The 16,210-nt window shown below is 73.5% G+C and carries 9 protein-coding genes; 6 read left to right on the top strand and 3 right to left on the bottom strand.

The genetic code is table 11. The annotated features are described in order from the left end of the window. Window positions 1-96: 96 nt before the first annotated feature. The 4 genes from AB0M08_RS04780 to AB0M08_RS04765 all read left to right on the top strand — a co-directional run bounded on the left by AB0M08_RS04780 (window position 97) and on the right by AB0M08_RS04765 (window position 5,461). Window positions 97-2,172 carry a PhoX family phosphatase gene (locus AB0M08_RS04780; RefSeq protein ID WP_364488441.1) on the top strand — a complete coding sequence of 692 codons (2,076 nt, stop codon included), beginning with the start codon at window positions 97-99 and terminating at the stop codon, window positions 2,170-2,172. 66 nt (window positions 2,173-2,238) lie between these two features. Beyond that, the gene (locus tag AB0M08_RS04775) at window positions 2,239-2,976 is read left to right on the top strand and encodes a hypothetical protein (protein ID WP_364488438.1); all 738 of its coding nucleotides are present in this window, start codon (window positions 2,239-2,241) and stop codon (window positions 2,974-2,976) included. Window positions 2,977-2,987: 11 nt separating this feature from the next. Beyond that, window positions 2,988-4,511, top strand: coding sequence for a glycosyltransferase family 39 protein (locus tag AB0M08_RS04770; RefSeq protein ID WP_364488435.1), 1,524 nt, complete (start codon window positions 2,988-2,990; stop codon window positions 4,509-4,511). 11 nt (window positions 4,512-4,522) lie between these two features. Then, window positions 4,523-5,461, top strand: a complete 939-nt coding sequence (locus tag AB0M08_RS04765) for a phosphoglycerate dehydrogenase (protein ID WP_364488432.1) — start codon at window positions 4,523-4,525, stop codon at window positions 5,459-5,461. Between the two features lie 172 nt (window positions 5,462-5,633). Here the strand turns inward: AB0M08_RS04765 and AB0M08_RS04760 are convergent, their stop codons facing one another. Further along, the gene (locus tag AB0M08_RS04760) at window positions 5,634-6,212 is read right to left on the bottom strand and encodes an XRE family transcriptional regulator (RefSeq protein WP_364488429.1); all 579 of its coding nucleotides are present in this window, start codon (window positions 6,210-6,212) and stop codon (window positions 5,634-5,636) included. A 79-nt stretch (window positions 6,213-6,291) separates the two neighbouring features. Between AB0M08_RS04760 and AB0M08_RS04755 the strand changes: the two genes are divergently transcribed. Both AB0M08_RS04755 and AB0M08_RS04750 read left to right on the top strand, forming a co-directional pair. Next, window positions 6,292-7,860, top strand: coding sequence for an FAD-dependent oxidoreductase (locus AB0M08_RS04755; RefSeq protein WP_364488426.1), 1,569 nt, complete (start codon window positions 6,292-6,294; stop codon window positions 7,858-7,860). Between the two features lie 61 nt (window positions 7,861-7,921). Then, on the top strand, window positions 7,922-13,213 hold the full coding sequence (locus AB0M08_RS04750) for a DUF3320 domain-containing protein (RefSeq protein ID WP_364488423.1): 5,292 nt from the start codon (window positions 7,922-7,924) through the stop codon (window positions 13,211-13,213). A 133-nt stretch (window positions 13,214-13,346) separates the two neighbouring features. Here AB0M08_RS04750 and AB0M08_RS04745 read toward each other — a convergent pair whose 3' ends face one another. Together AB0M08_RS04745 and AB0M08_RS04740 are read right to left on the bottom strand one after the other, a co-directional pair. Further along, a complete protein-coding gene (locus AB0M08_RS04745) occupies window positions 13,347-14,867 on the bottom strand; it encodes an AMP-binding protein (RefSeq protein ID WP_364488420.1) in 1,521 nt (506 codons plus the stop codon). A 1-nt stretch (window position 14,868) separates the two neighbouring features. Then, on the bottom strand, window positions 14,869-16,077 hold the full coding sequence (locus AB0M08_RS04740) for an acyl-CoA dehydrogenase family protein (protein WP_364488945.1): 1,209 nt from the start codon (window positions 16,075-16,077) through the stop codon (window positions 14,869-14,871). Window positions 16,078-16,210: the final 133 nt, after the last annotated feature.

Raw genomic sequence — 16,210 nt, 5'->3', positions numbered from 1 at the left:
CTTCGTTCACCTCGGTCGGGTGGCTGTGACGTACCCCGAATTCTTAGGTTCCCGAGAGGCCGCCATCAGCGCGGACGACAACCTAGGAGATCATCGATGCCCGACCATAATCGCCGTTTCCTGCCCCTGCTCGGGCACAGCGGCGGCAGCCGAGACGCGATGACCTGTCTTTACCGCTGCGGCAACGCCTGTGATCACCCGGCGCCGAACCACTCCGGGAACGACTACCTCGGGGACATCGTCGCGCTCTCCCGTCGTGGGGTGATGAAGGCGGGCGCCGCGGGTGCGGTGGTCCTCGGCTTCGGCTCCAGCCTCGCCATGGAGAGCGCCGCGGTCGCCGCGCCGATCTCGCACAAACCGGCGAAGGCCGGCGCTCTGACCTTCGAGACCGTCAAGCCCAACACCCTCGACGCGGTGACCATCCCGGCCGGGTACCGGACCGCCGTGGTGATCCGGTGGGGCGACCCGGTCGTCCCCGGCGCGCCCGCGTTCGACCTGGACAACCAGACCGCGGCGAGTCAGTCGCAGCAGTTCGGCTACAACAACGACTTCGTCGGCGTCGTCGACCTGCCCGGCTGCGACGACCGCGCGCTGCTGGTGGTGAACCACGAGTACACCAACGAGGAACTGATCTTCCCGGGCTTCACCAGCCTGGACGCGCTCACCGTGGAGCAGATCAGGGTCGCCATCGCGGCGCACGGGCTCTCCGTGGTGGAGATCGAGCGGGTCGGGCGTACCGGGCAGTGGACGCCGGTGAAGTCCAAGAAGCTCGCCTACAACCGGCGGATCACCGCGCTGGAGACGGTCTTCACGCTGACCGGCCCGGCGGCCGGCACCGCGGCGCTGAAGACCGCGGCGGACCCCTCCGGCACCAGGGTGATCGGCACGCTGAACAACTGCTCCGGCGGCGTCACCCCGTGGGGCACCGTGCTCTCCGGCGAGGAGAACTTCAACCAGTACTTCGTCGGCGGCGACGGCGTGTCGGCCGAGGGTAAGGTCAAGCTCAACCGGTACGGCATCACCACCACGGCCCGTTACCCGAGCGGCTCGCGCAAGTGGGACCGGGCGCAGGAGCGCTTCGACCTCACCCTGCACCCGAACGAGGCGAACCGCTTCGGCTGGGTCGTCGAGGTGGACCCGCTCGACCCGGACGGCGCGCCGCGCAAGCACACCGCGCTGGGCCGGCTCAAGCACGAGGGCGCCAACGTCATCGTGGCGAAGAGCGGGCACGTGGTCGCGTACATGGGCGACGACGAGCGGTTCGAGTACCTCTACAAGTTCGTCTCCGACAGGAAGTTCAACGCCGGCGACTCGCACGTGGCCCGGCGGCACAACCTGACCCTGCTGGAGTCGGGCACGCTCTACGTCGCCAAGGTGACCGGTGACAGCCCGGCCGCCGAGATCGACGGCGCCGGCACGCTCCCCGCGGACGGCGGCTTCGACGGCACCGGCCAGTGGATCAAGCTGGTCTCGGGCAACACCTCGTTCGTACCCGGGATGACCGCCGCGGACGTGCTGACCTTCACCCGTCAGGCGGGCGACGCGGTCGGCGCCACCAAGATGGACCGGCCGGAGGACGTGCAGCCGAGCCCGCGTACCGGGAAGATCTACGCGGCGATGACCAACAACACCAACCGCGGGCTCACCGGGTACGCCGCCGCGGACGAGGCCAACCCGCGGAACGCCAACAAGCACGGTCACATCTTCGAGATCACCGAGAACCGTGGCGACCACACCGGCACCACCTTCACCTGGTCGCTGCCGATCGTCTGCGGCGACCCGGCCGCGGCCGGCACCTACTTCGGCGGGTACGACAAGTCGGCCGTCTCGCCGATCTCCTGCCCGGACAACGTCGCCTTCGACAGCGCCGGCAACCTCTGGATCTCCACCGACGGCAACGCGCTGGGCAGCAACGACGGCCTCTTCGCGGTGCCGGTCGAGGGTAGGGAGAAGGGTCACCTCAAGCAGTTCCTCACGGTGCCCCGCGGCGCCGAGACGTGCGGCCCGTTCATCACCGAGGACGACCGGTCGGTCTTCACCGCGGTCCAGCACCCCGGCGAGATCTCCGGCGCCACGGTGGACAACCCGGCCTCGGTCTGGCCGGACGGCGGGTACGCCAAGCCCGCCGTCATCGTGACCTGGCGTGCCGACGGCGGCGCGGTCGGCAGCTGATCCGAGAGCGACGGGGACGGTCCACGCGGGCCGTCCCCGATGGCTCCCGGTGCCTACCCTGTGCTCGTGACGATCGATCTGCCGGGCCTCGTCGCCCGACATCGCGAACGCGCCCTGTCCGGCGCGCTCACCCTCGCCGTGATCCTCGCCCTGATCGCCCAGACCGGCGGCGACGCCGGATGGCGGGCCGCGGCCCTGCTCAGCCTGCTGCTGGCCCTGGCGTCGCTCGTGTTCTTCCCGGCGGCGATGCTGCGGTACCGCGCGACCACCCTGCTCGCCGACCCGGACCGGCGGGCCTTCACCACGCCACCCCCGCCGGGCCCGGTGCTGCTGGCGATGGCGTTCACCTTCATCCTCGTGCCGATCATCGGCGAGGACGTCGCCGACCTGGTCCGCGGCGAGCCGTGGCCGGATCAGCCCGCCGGCCTGATGAGCGGCTACGCGCTGGCCGCCGCGTGGGCGCTGAGCCTCGGCCCGTGGCTGCGGCTGCGGCTCCAGCCCGGCGGCCTGCGATACCCGACGCCCTTCGGCTCGCTGACGATCCCCTGGGAGGCGCTCGACCCGGAGAGCCCGGTGGTGCCCGCCCGTTCCCCGCTTCACGGCGTACGCCTCGCCGTCACCCGCCCCGACCTGGTCCGTCGCCGCGGCCTGCCGCCGCCCGCCGACCGCCTGCCGGTCCCGTCGGTGGACCCGGAGTATCTCGGCCGGGTGATCCGCCACTACGTCACGCACCCGGAGCGCCGCCCGGAGATCGGTTCCGCGGCGGAGTCGGCCCGGCTGGCGACCGTTGACATCCCGGGCTAGCTTTCCTTCCTGTGACCGAGTTGATGAGTCGTACGGTCCCGGTCGCCCGCCCGGCCCGATCACTGCGGTGGGCCGTCCCGGTGATCCCGGCACTGGTCTGCGGGCTCGCCATGCTGGCGGTGGCGCTGGTGCACGCCGGGCGGCCGCGCCTGAGCTGGGACGAGGTCACGTCGGCGGAGGTCTCCGCGCGTACGGTCCCGGAGATCTGGCGGTTGATCCAGCACGTCGACGCGGTGTTCGGGGCGTACTACACGTTCCTGCACTTCTGGAGCGGCGTCTTCGGCACCACCGAGCTCGCCCTCCGCGTCCCCTCGATCATCGCGATGTCCGCCGCCGTCGCGCTCGCCGCCGAACTGGCCCGCCGCCTCTTCGGCCCGCTCGTCGCGCTCGCCACCGGCGCCATCCTGGTGATCATCCCGAACACCTCCCGGTACGCCGCGGAGGCCCGGCCGTACGCGTTCGTCTGCTTCTTCTCGATGCTGGCCCTGTGCCTGCTGATCGGCACCCTGCGCCGCCCCGGCGCCGCCTGGGACCGGGGCAGGGTGCTCTGGTGGTCCGGCTACGCGCTGAGCGTGCTCCTGCTCGGCGGCTTCCACCTGGTCTCGCTGACCGTGCTCAGCGCCCACGCCGCCGTCGCCCTGATCTTCGCGTGGCGCCGCCGCGACTGGCGGATCGTCGCCGCCTGGGCGGTCGCGGTCGCCGTCGCGCTGCTCCCGCTGCTCCCGCTGGCGCGCCTCGGCTCCCGGCAGGACGCCGTCCAGCTCCACTGGGTCAAGCCGATCACCATCGCCGGGATCCGCGCGATGCCCGCCGACATCATCGGATCACCGCAGCTGGCGTGGCTCCTGATCGGCCTCGCCGTGCTCGCGACCTGGCGCCCGGTTCGCCGGCTCACGCCGATCGCGGTGCTGGCCCTCGGGCCGCTGGTCGCGGTGGCGCTGGTCTCCGCGCTGATCACGCCGATGTGGGTGGCGCGGTACATGCTGGTCGTGCTGGCGCCGACCGCGATCCTCGCCGCGGTCGCGCTGGTCGGGGAGGGGGACACGCCGCGGCGCTCCGTCTTCGAGTGGCCGGTTCTCCGCGCCGGGGCGGTGCTCGTGGTGATGGCGGTCGTGGCGGTTCCCGGGCAGCGGGCCATCCGTACGGCCACCGCCAAGAACGGGCCCGACTACCGGGGGCTGGTCGCGCTGGTCGAGCGGTATCAGGGTCCGGGGGACGTGATCGCGTACCCGCCGGAGAACCGGGCGATGCGGGCCGGGATGGAGTACTACTTCCGCCGGTATCCGACCGCGCCGGCCGACGTGCTGCTGGAGGTGCCCGCGCCGCGGACCGGGGAGTTGACCGGCCGGGAGTACCCGGATGACGCGGTGCGGCTCGCCGGGGCGCCGGGGATCTGGTTGATCGCGGCGAACAGGGTCGCCGACCCGACCGCTCCGCGGCCGTCGCTCCGGCCGATGTTGAGCTCCCACTATCACCGGGTGGGGCTGTGGCAGGTGAAGCACGCGACGGCGGCCCTCTACCGTCCGGTGTCCTAGGCTCGGGCCTCATGAAGGTCTTGCTGCCGGACACGATCGCCCTCGCTCCCGAACTCCCGCCCGGCGCGACGACCGCGGTCTACGCGGTGGCCGAGCCGATCCCGGACGAGCACACCGACGCCGAGGTCCTGGTCGTCTGGGGCAATCCGCCCGGCCCGCTCGCCGACGCCGCCCGGCGCCTGAAGAACCTGCGCTGGGTGCAGACGCTGGCGGCGGGGCCGGACGCCGTCCTCCAGGCCGGCTTCGCCGAGGACGTCGTCGTCACCGCCGGCCTCGGACTGCACGACCACACCGTCGCCGAGCACACCCTGGCGCTGGTCCTGGCCGCCGCCCGCCGCCTGAACCGGCTGGTCCGCGCGCAGATCGGCCATCGCTGGGCCGCCGAGCTCGGAGGCCTTCAACCGGTTCGAGACCCCCATTCCTTCCGTACGCTCCGGGACGCCACCGTGGTCGTCTGGGGCTTCGGCGGCATCGGGGCGACGCTGGCCCCGCTGCTCACCGCGCTCGGCGCACACGTGACCGGGGTGGCCCGCACCGCCGGGGAGCGGCACGGGTACCCGGTGGTGACCGCCGCGGACCTTCCGGGGCTGTTGCCCGGCACCGACCTGCTGATCTCGATCCTCCCGGCGACGCCGGAGACCGCGCACGCCCTGAACGCCACGGTCCTCGGCCTGCTCCCGCCGCACGCCTGGGTGGTCAACGTCGGCCGCGGCGCCACGCTCGACGAGCGGGCCCTGCTCGACGCCGTCCGGTCGGGCCGTCTCGCCGGCGCGGCGCTCGACGTCTTCGAGACCGAGCCGCTGCCGCCCACCTCGCCGCTCTGGGACGAGCCCGACATCCTGATCACGCCGCACGCCGCCGGTGGCCGCCCGCTGAACGCCGACGCCCTGCTCTCCGACAACCTCTTCGCCTTCGCCCAGTCCCGCCCCCTGCGCAACCGGATCCGCTGACCCACCCGCTCACCCCGGCCAGGAGGACGACCGCCCGGTCTTGGCTGGTCCTCAGGGGTGTGTGGCGGGCCTCGACACACCCGTGAGCACCAGCCAGGAGGGTGAGTGCCGGGTCTTGGCTGGTCCTCAGGGGTGTGTGGCGGGCCTTGAGGGACCCGTGAGTGCCGGCCAGTCAGCGGGTGCGGGCGCGGACGTGGACCCGTTCGCCCTGGGGGCCGAAGAGGTTCAGGATCTCGGCCGGGTCCGGGCCCGGGTTCAGGACACGGTGCGGGAGCCGGGTGTCGAACTCGGCGGCCTCGCCGGGCGTCAGCAGGATGTCGTGGTCGCCGAGGAGCAGCCGGATCCGGCCGTTCAGCACGTAGATCCACTCGTAGCCCTCGTGAGTCTTCTGGTCCGTGCCGCAATCGGCCGGGCTGGGCGGGATGATCTGTTTGAAGGCCTGCACGCCGCCCGGTCTGCGGGTCAGCGGGATGTACGTCATCCCGTTGCGCTCGATCGGCCGCTGCCGGATCCGGGGGTCGCCGGTGTCCGGGGCGTCGACCAGCTCGTCCAGGGTCACCTGGTACGCCTTGGCGAGCGGGAGCAGCAACTCCAGTGTCGGTCTGCGGGTGCCGGACTCGAGGCGGGAGAGCGTGCTGACCGAGATGCCGGTGGTCTCGGAGAGCTGGGCCAGGGTGATGTCGCGCTGCTGGCGGAGCAGGCGGAGCTGGGGGCCCACGGCGGCCAGCGCGGACTCCGGATCGTTTGCCATAACAGCAACATTAGTTGCCGCCGGAACGCATGCCGAGGCACCGTGACGAGCAGAGTCGGGCGAGAGAGGAGACGCCGGGATGTACGACGTAGTGGTGATCGGTGGCGGTGCGGCGGGCCTCAGCGGAGCGGTGACCCTGGCCCGGTCGCGGCGTTCGGTGCTCGTGGTGGACAGCGGTGAGCCGCGCAACGCGCCGGCCGGGAACGTGCACAACCTGCTGGGCCGGGAGGGTGTCCCGCCGGCCGAGCTGGTCGCCGCCGGGCGCGCGGAGCTGGCCTCCTACGGCGGCGAGGTGATCAGCGGCCGGGCGGAGCGGGCGAGCCGGACCGGCGAGGAGGGCTTCACGGTCGTCCTCGAGGGCGGCCGTGAGGTCCAGGGGCGCCGCCTGCTGGTCGCCACCGGGCTGGTCGACGAGCTGCCGGACATCCCCGGCCTGGCCGGACGGTGGGGCCGTGACCTGGCCCATTGCCCGTACTGTCACGGTTGGGAACTGCGCGGCAAGCGGATCGGCGTGCTGGCGAGCGGCCCGCTGAGCCTGCACCAGGCGCAGCTCTGGCGCCAGCTCAGCGAGGACGTGGTCTACCTGCTCAACGGCGCCCCGCTGCCGGTTCCGGACCGGGCCGAGGAGCTGGCCGCCCGGAGCATCCCGGTGGTCGCCGAGCCGATCGCCGAGGTGATGATCAAAGACGACGAGATCTCCGGGGTACGCCTCGACGACGGCCGCGTCATCGAGCTGGCGGCGATCGCGGTCGGTCCCCGCTTCGTGGCCCGCGGCGCGATCCTGTCGTCGCTCGGGCTGGAGCCGGCCGACATGGAGATGAACGGTCACGTGGTCGGACGGCGGATCCCGGCCGAGGAGTCCGGCGCGACCGCGGTGCCCGGGGTCTGGGTGGCCGGTAACGTGACCAACCTGGGCGCCACCGTCGCGGTCGCCGCGGCGGCCGGGCAGACCGCGGGCGCCATGATCAACATGGATCTGATCGCGGCCGAGACCCGGGAGGCGGTCGCCGGGTACCGCCGACGGCAGGTCGAGATGCACCGGCGGGAGACCTGGGAGGAGCGGTACCGGGAGCGGCCGTCGATCTGGAGCGGGAAGCCGAACGCCCAGCTGGTCGCCGAGGTGGCCGGGCTGCGCGCCGGGCGGGCCCTGGACGTCGGGTGCGGCGAGGGCGCCGACGCGGTCTGGCTGGCCGAGCACGGCTGGCAGGTCACCGGCGTGGACATCTCCACGGTCGCGCTCTCCCGCGCGGCGGAGCACGCCGCGGCCGCCGGTCTCGCCGAGCGGATCACCTTCACCGGTGCCGACCTGCGCGCCGAGCCCCCGGCGCCCCGATCGTACGATCTGGTCTCGGCGCACTTCATGCACCTGCCCAGCGCCGACCGGACGGAGCTCTACGCCCGGCTGGCCGACGCGGTGGCGCCCGGCGGCACCCTGCTGATCGTCGGCCACCACCCGTCCGACCTGGCGAGCGCCGCGCGCCGGATGCACTTCCCGGACATGATGTTCACGCCCGAGGAGATCGCCGAGCCGCTCGGCCCCCAGGACTGGACGGTCACCGTGGCGGCGACCCGGCCCCGCGTCGCGAAGGGGCCGGAGGGTGACGAAATCACCGTCCACGACAGCGTGCTGGTAGCCCACCGTCGCTAGTCACGGGGAGAAACCGGGCGAATCGCCAGCATGAATCCGGCCGCCTTGCTGGAATGAGCACATGCGGCCGGATGATGCTCACGGATTCGAAGACGCCCGGGCGGCGCTGGCGGCCTGGCGCGACGGGATCGCCGAGCCCGGCGCCGCCAGTCGTCTCGCCGACCTGCCACGCGGTGGCGCCGACCTGATCGAGATCACCGCACCGGAGCCGGAGAAGATCCTCGCGACGCTGCGGAGCGGGCAGGACTGCGCGTTCCAGGAGGGCGGACCGGGGACCGTACTCGGCGTGGACCTGCCCCCGGACACGCTGCACCCGCTGCTGCGCCACCTGCGCCGGCACGCCCACCGGGAGTCCGCCGACCGCGGCGCCGATGTCCTGCACCTGGCCACCGGGCTGCTGCACTGGCAGGACGAGGACGGCACCGGGCACGCCGCGCCGATCCACCTCACCCCGGTCGAGCTGATCGCGCTCGGCCCGGGGGAGGTGCCCCGGCTGCGCGCCACCCACGGCGACCCGGTGCTCAACCCGGCGCTCGCCGCCCGGCTGCACGGGCTCGGCCTGGAACTCACCGCGGACCGCGCCGAACTGCGCCGGCGGATCGGCGGGCGCTCCGGCTGGCGGGTCACCGACACCGTGGTGCTGGCCCGCTTCGACCTGGGCGCCGAGACGATCCGCCGGGACCTGGCTGATCACGAGGAGCAGATCCTCGCCCACCCGGTGGTCCAGGCCCTGGCCGCGGCCGACGGCACCGACGGCGCCTTCACCTTCGACCCGGTTCCGCCCGACCGGGTGGGCGAGGACCAGCCGCTCGTGCTGGACGCCGACGCCACCCAGCGGGTCTGCGTGGACGCCGCCCTGAACGGGCACAGCTTCGTGATCGACGGGCCGCCCGGGACCGGGAAGTCGCAGACCGTGGCGAACATGATCGGGGCGCTGGCGTACGCCGGGAAGCGGGTGCTCTTCGTCTCGGAGACCGCGGCCGCGCTGGACACCGTGCAGCACCGGCTCGCCGCCGCCGGGCTCGGGAACTACCTGCTCGACCTGCACGGGCCCAGGGCCGGCCGCCGGCAGGTGGCGAGCGCGCTGGCCGCGGCCCTGGAGGCGGTGCCGCTGCCGCCGCAGGGCCTGGACGAGACCGACCGCGACCGGCTGCGGGCCGATCGCGCGGCGCTCGGTGCCTACGCGGAGGCGGTCAACGAGATCCGCGAACCCTACGGGCGGAGCCTCCACGAGATCCTCGGCCGCTGCGCGCGGCTGACGGGCGAGGACGAGAAGGCCGTACGGGAGGAATCGGCCCTGGAGCGGAACCTGCAGACGCAGGCGCTGACCGACGAGGCCCTGGACCGCATCCACCAGGCCGCGGAGCGGCTGAAGGCCGCGTGGCGGCCGGCGACCGAGCGCAGTGGCTACCGCTGGCGGGAGGTGATGGAGAAGCGGCCGCTGGACGGCGCGCTGGAGGCGGCGCAGCTGGCCCTGGACGCGCTCGCCGACGCCCTGACCCCGCACGCCGCACTGGCCGGCGCCTTCCACCTGCGGCTCCCGGTGGACGCCGACGCGCTCGCGCAGATCGCCGCACACGCCGGGAAGCGCCCCGCCGGTGTGCCGGACCACTGGCTGACCTCGCCCGCGCTGCGCCCGGTCCGGGAGGCGGCCGACGCGCTCGCCGAGCGGATCGACGAGGTCCGGCGGGCCGAGGACCTCGCGCGGGAACGGCTCGGCATCCCCGCCGGCGTCCTCGCCGAACTGGAGGTCGCCGACCTGCCGGAGACGCCCGAGCTGGACCCGCCCGCGGTCGGGCTCGGCACCCTCACCGCCGCCGCGGCCCGGACACTGGCCGGGCGGTTCACGGCCGACGCGGACGAGCTGGAACACCAGCAGCAGAACCTGGACCGGATCACCCACCGGCTCGGGCTCCCCGACGTGATCACCTTCTCCGACGTCGAGCTGGTCACCGTGGTCGCCGAGCTCGGTGCGCGGCCGGACAAGCCGGAGACGGCCTGGTTCGCGCCGGGCGCGCAGGCTGCCGTGCACGGTGCGTCGGCCGCGCTGCGACGGCACGTCGAGGCGGTGTCGACCGCCAAGCACCAGGCGCGGCGGTACTTCCGGGAGGCGGTGCTCGGCGAGCCGGTCGAGGACCTGGCCGAGCGGTTCGCCACCGTGCACCGGGGCGTACGCCGGTTCCTCGCGGCGCACCGGTGGGACAAGGAGACCGTCGCCGCGCTCGCCGAGCCGGGGGTGACCGTGGAGGAGGCGGTCGCCAACCTCGGGCTCGCGGTGGCCTGGCGGCGGTCGTACGAGGGACTGGTCGCCGCCGAGAAGCAGAACGCCGCGCTGCTCGGCCGCTACTGGAAGCGCCTGGACACCGACTTCGTGGCGATCGGCCGCGCGCTGCACACCGTCGACGAGGTCCTCAAGGTCACCCCGCCCGAGGCGCTGGGCGCGGTGGTCGAGTACGTCGCGAACCGGGCGGGCAACGGCGAGGTGCTGCACGCGGTGACGGAGGCGCGCGACGTGTTCCGGCACTGGCGCTCGACGCTGCGCCCGGAGCCCGAACCGGCCGCGCGCACCGAGCTCGGGCACGGCTCGGTGCAGCACGCCGTCGGGTGGCTGCGGGCCCAGGTCGGCCCGCTGCGCGCGGTCGCCGAGGCGGTCGAGCGGCTGGACGGGCTCACCGGACGCGAACTGGACGTGACCGAGGCGAGCGGGATGGTCGCCGTACGGCGGAAGATCGTGGAGGCCGCCGAGGCGCTCGCCGCCGACGGACCGGCGCACGCGGCGGCACTCGGTGAGCGCTACCGGGGTCGGGAGACCGACCTGAACGGGCTGGTCGCGGCGATCGAGTGGGCCGCGCAGGCGAGGGCGCTGCGGACCGGGAGCGAGTCCGCGTTCACCGCCGACCAGGCGCAGGCGGTGCTCACCGGGGACGCCCGGGGCGCCGGCGACCTGCCCGGCCTGATCGGGGTCTGGCAGGCGGCCCGGCAGCGGATCATCGACGCGTTCGGGCCGGCCCGGCAGGTCCGGCTCGGCACCGCGCTGGACCGCTACGAGACCGCCCGCGACCTGCTGCAGGACCTGCGCGACGACGACACCGGACAGCGGGAGTGGTTCGACTACCTGGCCGCCCGTGAGGTCCTCGCGGGGTACGGGGTGGACGGCGCCGTCGACTACTGCGCCGACCACAACCTGGACCCCGCGCAGCTGGCCGGGGTGATCGAGCGGACCGTCTTCCGGGCCTGGGCCGACGAGATCATCGCCGCGGACGAGCGGCTGATCCCGCTGGCCGCCGCCGAGCGCAACGAGATCGTCGAGGAGTTCCGCCGGCTCGACGCCGACCTGCTGGAGGACGCCGCCGGGCGGATCATCGAGGCGGTCGACGCGCGCCGCCCGTCCGCCGGTGCCAAGGGCGGTCCCGCGGTGATCCGGTCGGAGGGGCAGAAGCAGCACGGGCACCAGCCGGTCCGCGCCCTGCTGGAGAAGGCCTGGGACGCGGCGATCGCGCTCAAGCCGTGCTTCGCGATGCCGCCCGCCGCGGTCAGCGCGTACCTGCCGGCCGGCCGTACCTTCGACGTGGTGATCATCGACGAGGCGTCCCGGATGACCCCGGCGGCCGCGGTGGCCTGCGCGTACCGCGGTGAGTCGCTGATCGTCATCGGCGACGACTGCCAGCTGCCGCCCGCCGGGGGACAGCCGTCGGTGCTCGTCGCGGCGAACGACTGCGGCGCGTTCACCCGGCTCGCGCTGACCCGGCACTACCGCAGCCGGCACGAGTCGCTGATCGGCTTCGCGAACCGGGCGTTCTACCGGGACCGGCTGGTCACCTACCCGAGCGCGCACTCGACCGGCACCGACCTGGGCATCGAGGTGTTCCCCGCGTCCGGGCCGACCGGATCGGGCCCGGACGAGGCCGCGCTGGTCGCCGAGCGGGTCGCGCACCATGTCAGCACCCGGCCGACCCTGTCGCTGGGCGTGGTCACGCTGACCGCCGGACAGGCGGACGCGGTCGCCGACGCGGTGGAGACCGCCCTCGCGGCCCGCCCCGACCTGGAGCGCTTCCTCGGCGGATTCTTCGTGAAGAGCGCCGACACGGTCCAGGGCGAGGAGCGGGACGTGATCATCCTGGCCACCGGTGCGGACCTCGCCGCCGCGGGTGGGCCCACCGGGGCGCGCCGCCTCACCGTGGCGATCACCCGGGCCCGGCAGCGCGTCGAGGTGGTCACCGCGATCCCGGCCGGCGGTCGCGAGGAGCCGGCCGACGAGGGGGAGCGGCGGCTGGCCGAGTACCTCGACCACGCCGGGCAGAGCATTCCGGCGGCCGAGGCGCCGCCGCTGACCGAGCTCGCCGAGGCGGTGCTACAGACCGTCGCCGGCTGGGGTTACGACGTGCACAGCCGGGTGGGTGCCGGCCTGGGCCGTCTGGAGCTCGCGGTACGCCACTCCGCGGTCGAGGCCGGCGCGTTCGCCCTCGGCATCCAGTGCGACGGTCCCGCCTACCGGGGCATCCCCTCGGTCCGGGACCGTGACCGCCTGCACGACCAGGTGCTGCACGGTCTCGGCTGGCACCTGCACCGGATCTGGAGCGTCGCCTGGTTCACCGACCGGGCGGCCGAGGAGGCCCGGCTGCGCGCGGCGATCCAGAACGCGCTCGCCGTGCCGGACGTCTTCGCCGAGGTGGACCGGGAACTGGCCACCCGTCCCGCGCAGCGGCCGGAGTGGGCGCTGCCGTACGAGCGGGCCGCCATCGACCCGCTGACCGCGGCCGCCCGGGCGAACGACACCGCGGCCCGGGCCCAACTGGTCGCGGCGGTCGAGCGGATCGCCGAGGTGGAGGGCCCGGTGCACCTGACCGTGCTCACCCAGCGGGTCCGCGAGGCGTGGCACATCGCCCGGGTGACGTCGGCGATCCGCGGGGCGATCGACCACGCGATCGCGTCCTCCCGGGTCGGCTTCGACGGCTCGTTCGTCACCTGGCCGGAGGCGCTGATCCCGGCGGTACGGGTACCCGGCGACGGCGTGACCCGCAAGCCGGAGCAGGTGGCCGAGCCGGAGCTGCAGTCCGCGCTGGAGTACCTCGTGCTGGACGCGGGCCTGGTCGAGGCGGACGACCTGATCGCGGCGGCCGGCCGGCTCTTCGGCTGGAGCGGCGCGAAGTCGGGGGCGGCGGGCCGGCTCGCGGCGATGCTGGACGACCTGGTCACCGGGGAGCGGCTGATCGCCCACCCGAACGGCCTGATCGCCGCCCCGGCCGACGACCTCTTCGACCTGCCCGACCCGGCCACGCTCCCGCACCGCGAGGACGCCGTCCCGCACCCGGAGGACTCCATCACCGAGCCCGCCCCGTCCCAGGCGGGTTGACCGGTCGGGACGCGAGCAGGGTGGGGGGCTGGGCTGCGTCAGCGGGGTACCGCTTGTCGGCTGGTCCTCAGGGGTGTGTGGTACGCCGTGACGCACCCCTGAGGACCAGCCGCCCCCTCCCCACGGTGAGCGATCACGGGCGCGGGAGTTCGCGCGGTACCACCTTGCCGGTGGCGTTGCGGGGCAGGGCGTCCAGGAAGATCACGTCGCGGGGCACGCTGAACCGGGCCCGGTGCCGCCGCACGTGGTCGCGGACCACCTCGACGTCGAGCGTCTCGCCCTCGCGCAGCACCAGGTACGCCGCGAGCCGCTGGCCGTACTCGTCGTCCGGCACCCCGATCACCGCGACCTCCCGGACCTGCGGCAGGTCGGCGAGCAGGTCCTCGACCTCGGCCGGGTACACGTTCTCGCCGCCGGAGACGATCATGTCGTCCTCCCGGCCGTCCACGTAGACCCGCCCGTGCTCGTCGACGTGCCCGAGGTCGCCGGTGGCGAGCAGCCCGTCGCGCATCTGCCGGGTGGCGCCGTTCGTGTACCCCTCGAAGAGCATCTCGTTGCCGACGAAGAGCCGGCCCACCTCCCCGGCGGGCACCGGCGAACCGTCGTCGGCGAGCACGGCGACCCGGGTCCCGTAGGGTGGCCGTCCGGCGGTGTTCGGCGCGGCGCGCAGGTCGGCCGGGGTGGCGATGGAGGCCCAGGACGCCTCGGTGGAGCCGTACAGGTTGTAGAGGACGTCGCCGAAGCGGTCCATGAACCGGGTGGCCAGGCCGCCGGGGAGCGCGGATCCGCTCACCGCGACCACGGTCAGGCCGGGCTTCGCCGCGGGGGCGGGCTGCTCCATCAGCTGCTGGAGCATCACCGGTACGGCGATCATCCCGGTGCACCCGTGCTCGACCAGGACGCCGGCGGTGGTCGCGGCGTCGAACCTCCGGCGCAGCACGATGGTGGCGCGCAGCGCGAGCGCGATCTGCAGCCCGGCGAACCCCCACGTGTGGAAGAGCGGGGCGGCGATCATCACCCGCTGCCCGGCGCGCAGCGGGATCCGGTCGATCACCGAGCAGAGCGGCCGGAAGCCGCCGGGGGTCGGCCGCTGAGCGCCCTTGGGCACCCCGGTCGTGCCGGAGGTGAGCACGATGGTCCGCCCGGTCCGGGCGGGCGGGGTGAGCAACCTTTCGGAAATATCGGAAATGTCGCCCAAAATCTGGGCGGACGGCACCAGCGCGACCCGCTCGGCGAACTCCTCGTCGTGCAGGAGGATCCGCAGGTTCTGGTCGTCGGCGACGGTCACCAGCTGGCTGGGGGAGAGGCCGGTGTTCATCAGTACCGGATCCGCCCCGGCGGAGGTCACCCCGATGATGGCCTCGATCATGCGGGCCGAGTTCCGGCAGAGGATCCCGACCCGGTCGCCCGGTGCGAGCTTCAGGCTCGCGGCCAGCCGCGACGACCGTTCCAGCAGGTCGCCGTAGGTGACCGGCCCGTCGTCGTCGATCACCGCGATCCGCTGCGGGCTCCGGGCGGCGGCCTGGCGCAGCTCACCGGCGAGCCCGAACCCCCAGCGCCCCAGCGCCGCGAACTGCCGGACGACGCTCACCGGGTTGCCCGGGTTCAGCAGCCCGCGCTTGAGCATCGTCGCCGCGATGAAGGCCGCGTCCATGTCAGCGGATCTGCATGCCGGAGATGGCGCGGGAGATGACCAGGCGCTGGATCTCCGACGTACCCTCGAAAATGGTGTAGATCTTGGCGTCCCGGTACATCCGCTCCACCGGGTGCTCCCGCAGGTAACCGGCGCCGCCGAGGATCTGCACCGCCTTCTCGGTGACCGCCACCGCGACCTCGCCGGCCTTCAGCTTCGACATCGAGCCCTCGCCCGCGGAGAACGGCCGGTCGTTGCGGCCCATCCAGGCGGCCCGCCAGACCAGCAGGCGGGCGGCGTCGATCTCCATCCGCATGTCCGCGAGGGCGAACGCGATCGCCTGGTTCTCGATGATCGGGCGGCCGAACTGGACCCGGTTCTTCGCGTACTCCAGCGCGTACTCGTAGGCGCCGCGGGCGATGCCGATCGCCTGCGCGCCGACCGCCGGGCGGGAGAGCTCGAAGGTCCGCATCGAGGCGTTCTTGGCCCGCGGGCCCGCCTTGCTCCGGGCGAGCCGCTCGTCGAGCGCCTCCTTGCCGCCGAGCAGGCAACTTCCCGGGATGCGTACGTCGTCGAGGAAGACGTCCGCGGTGTGCGACGCGCGCAGGCCCAGCTTCTTCAGCTTCCTGGTGCCGGCCAGCCCCGGTGTTCCCGGCGGGATGATGAACGCCGCCTGCCCACGCGACCCGAGCGACGGGTCCACGCTGGCCGTCACCACGTGCACGTTCGCGATCCCGCCGTTGGTCGCGTACGCCTTCTGCCCGTTGAGCACCCACTCGTCGGTGGCCTCGTGGTAGACCGCCCGGGTCCGCATCGCGCCGACGTCCGACCCGGCCTCCGGCTCGGTGCTGCAGAACGCGGCCACCTTGGGGTCGTCGGCGTCCCCGAAGCACTGCGGCACCCACTCGACGAGCTGGTCCGGGCTGCCGGAGCCGTAGATCGCGGCGACGGCGAGCGAGGTGCCGGAGATCGCCATCGCGATGCCGCCGTCACCCCAGAACAGCTCCTCGTTGGCGACCGGCAGCGAGAGCCCCGCGGTGTCCGACCACGCGTTGATCAGGAACTCGAAGCCGTACAGCCCGATCTTGGCGGCCTCCTGCAGGACCGGCCAGGGAGTCTCCTCCCGCTCGTCCCACTCGGCCGCGGCCGGCCGGATCACCGACTCGGCGAACCCGTGCACCCACTCGCGCAGGTCGTTTTGTTCCTCGTTGAGATCGAGCCAGAACTCCACGGCGGGGCAGCCCTTCGTGCGCAAGACGGCGACTTATTAACTCGCCGGTAACCCTACGGCCGGTCAACCCACCTCACAACCCCCAGGGGTTTTCAATTAATGAATCCGCAGCTCAAACACGTGACGCCGCCCC

This window comes from Actinoplanes sp. NPDC051851, from assembly GCF_040681165.1.
Taxonomy (GTDB): Bacteria; Actinomycetota; Actinomycetes; order Mycobacteriales; family Micromonosporaceae; genus Actinoplanes.
Note: the sequence above shows the minus strand (reverse complement) of the source record. Positions and strands in the feature narration are given on the sequence as shown.

Coding starts and splice junctions, on each gene's coding strand:
- AB0M08_RS04780 (WP_364488441.1), top strand. CDS start 97: ATGCCCGACCATAATCGCCGTTTCCTGCCCCTGCTCGGGCACAGCGGC.
- AB0M08_RS04760 (WP_364488429.1), bottom strand. CDS start 6,212: ATGGCAAACGATCCGGAGTCCGCGCTGGCCGCCGTGGGCCCCCAGCTC.
- AB0M08_RS04755 (WP_364488426.1), top strand. CDS start 6,292: ATGTACGACGTAGTGGTGATCGGTGGCGGTGCGGCGGGCCTCAGCGGA.
- AB0M08_RS04745 (WP_364488420.1), bottom strand. CDS start 14,867: ATGGACGCGGCCTTCATCGCGGCGACGATGCTCAAGCGCGGGCTGCTG.
- AB0M08_RS04750 (WP_364488423.1), top strand. CDS start 7,922: ATGCGGCCGGATGATGCTCACGGATTCGAAGACGCCCGGGCGGCGCTG.
- AB0M08_RS04765 (WP_364488432.1), top strand. CDS start 4,523: ATGAAGGTCTTGCTGCCGGACACGATCGCCCTCGCTCCCGAACTCCCG.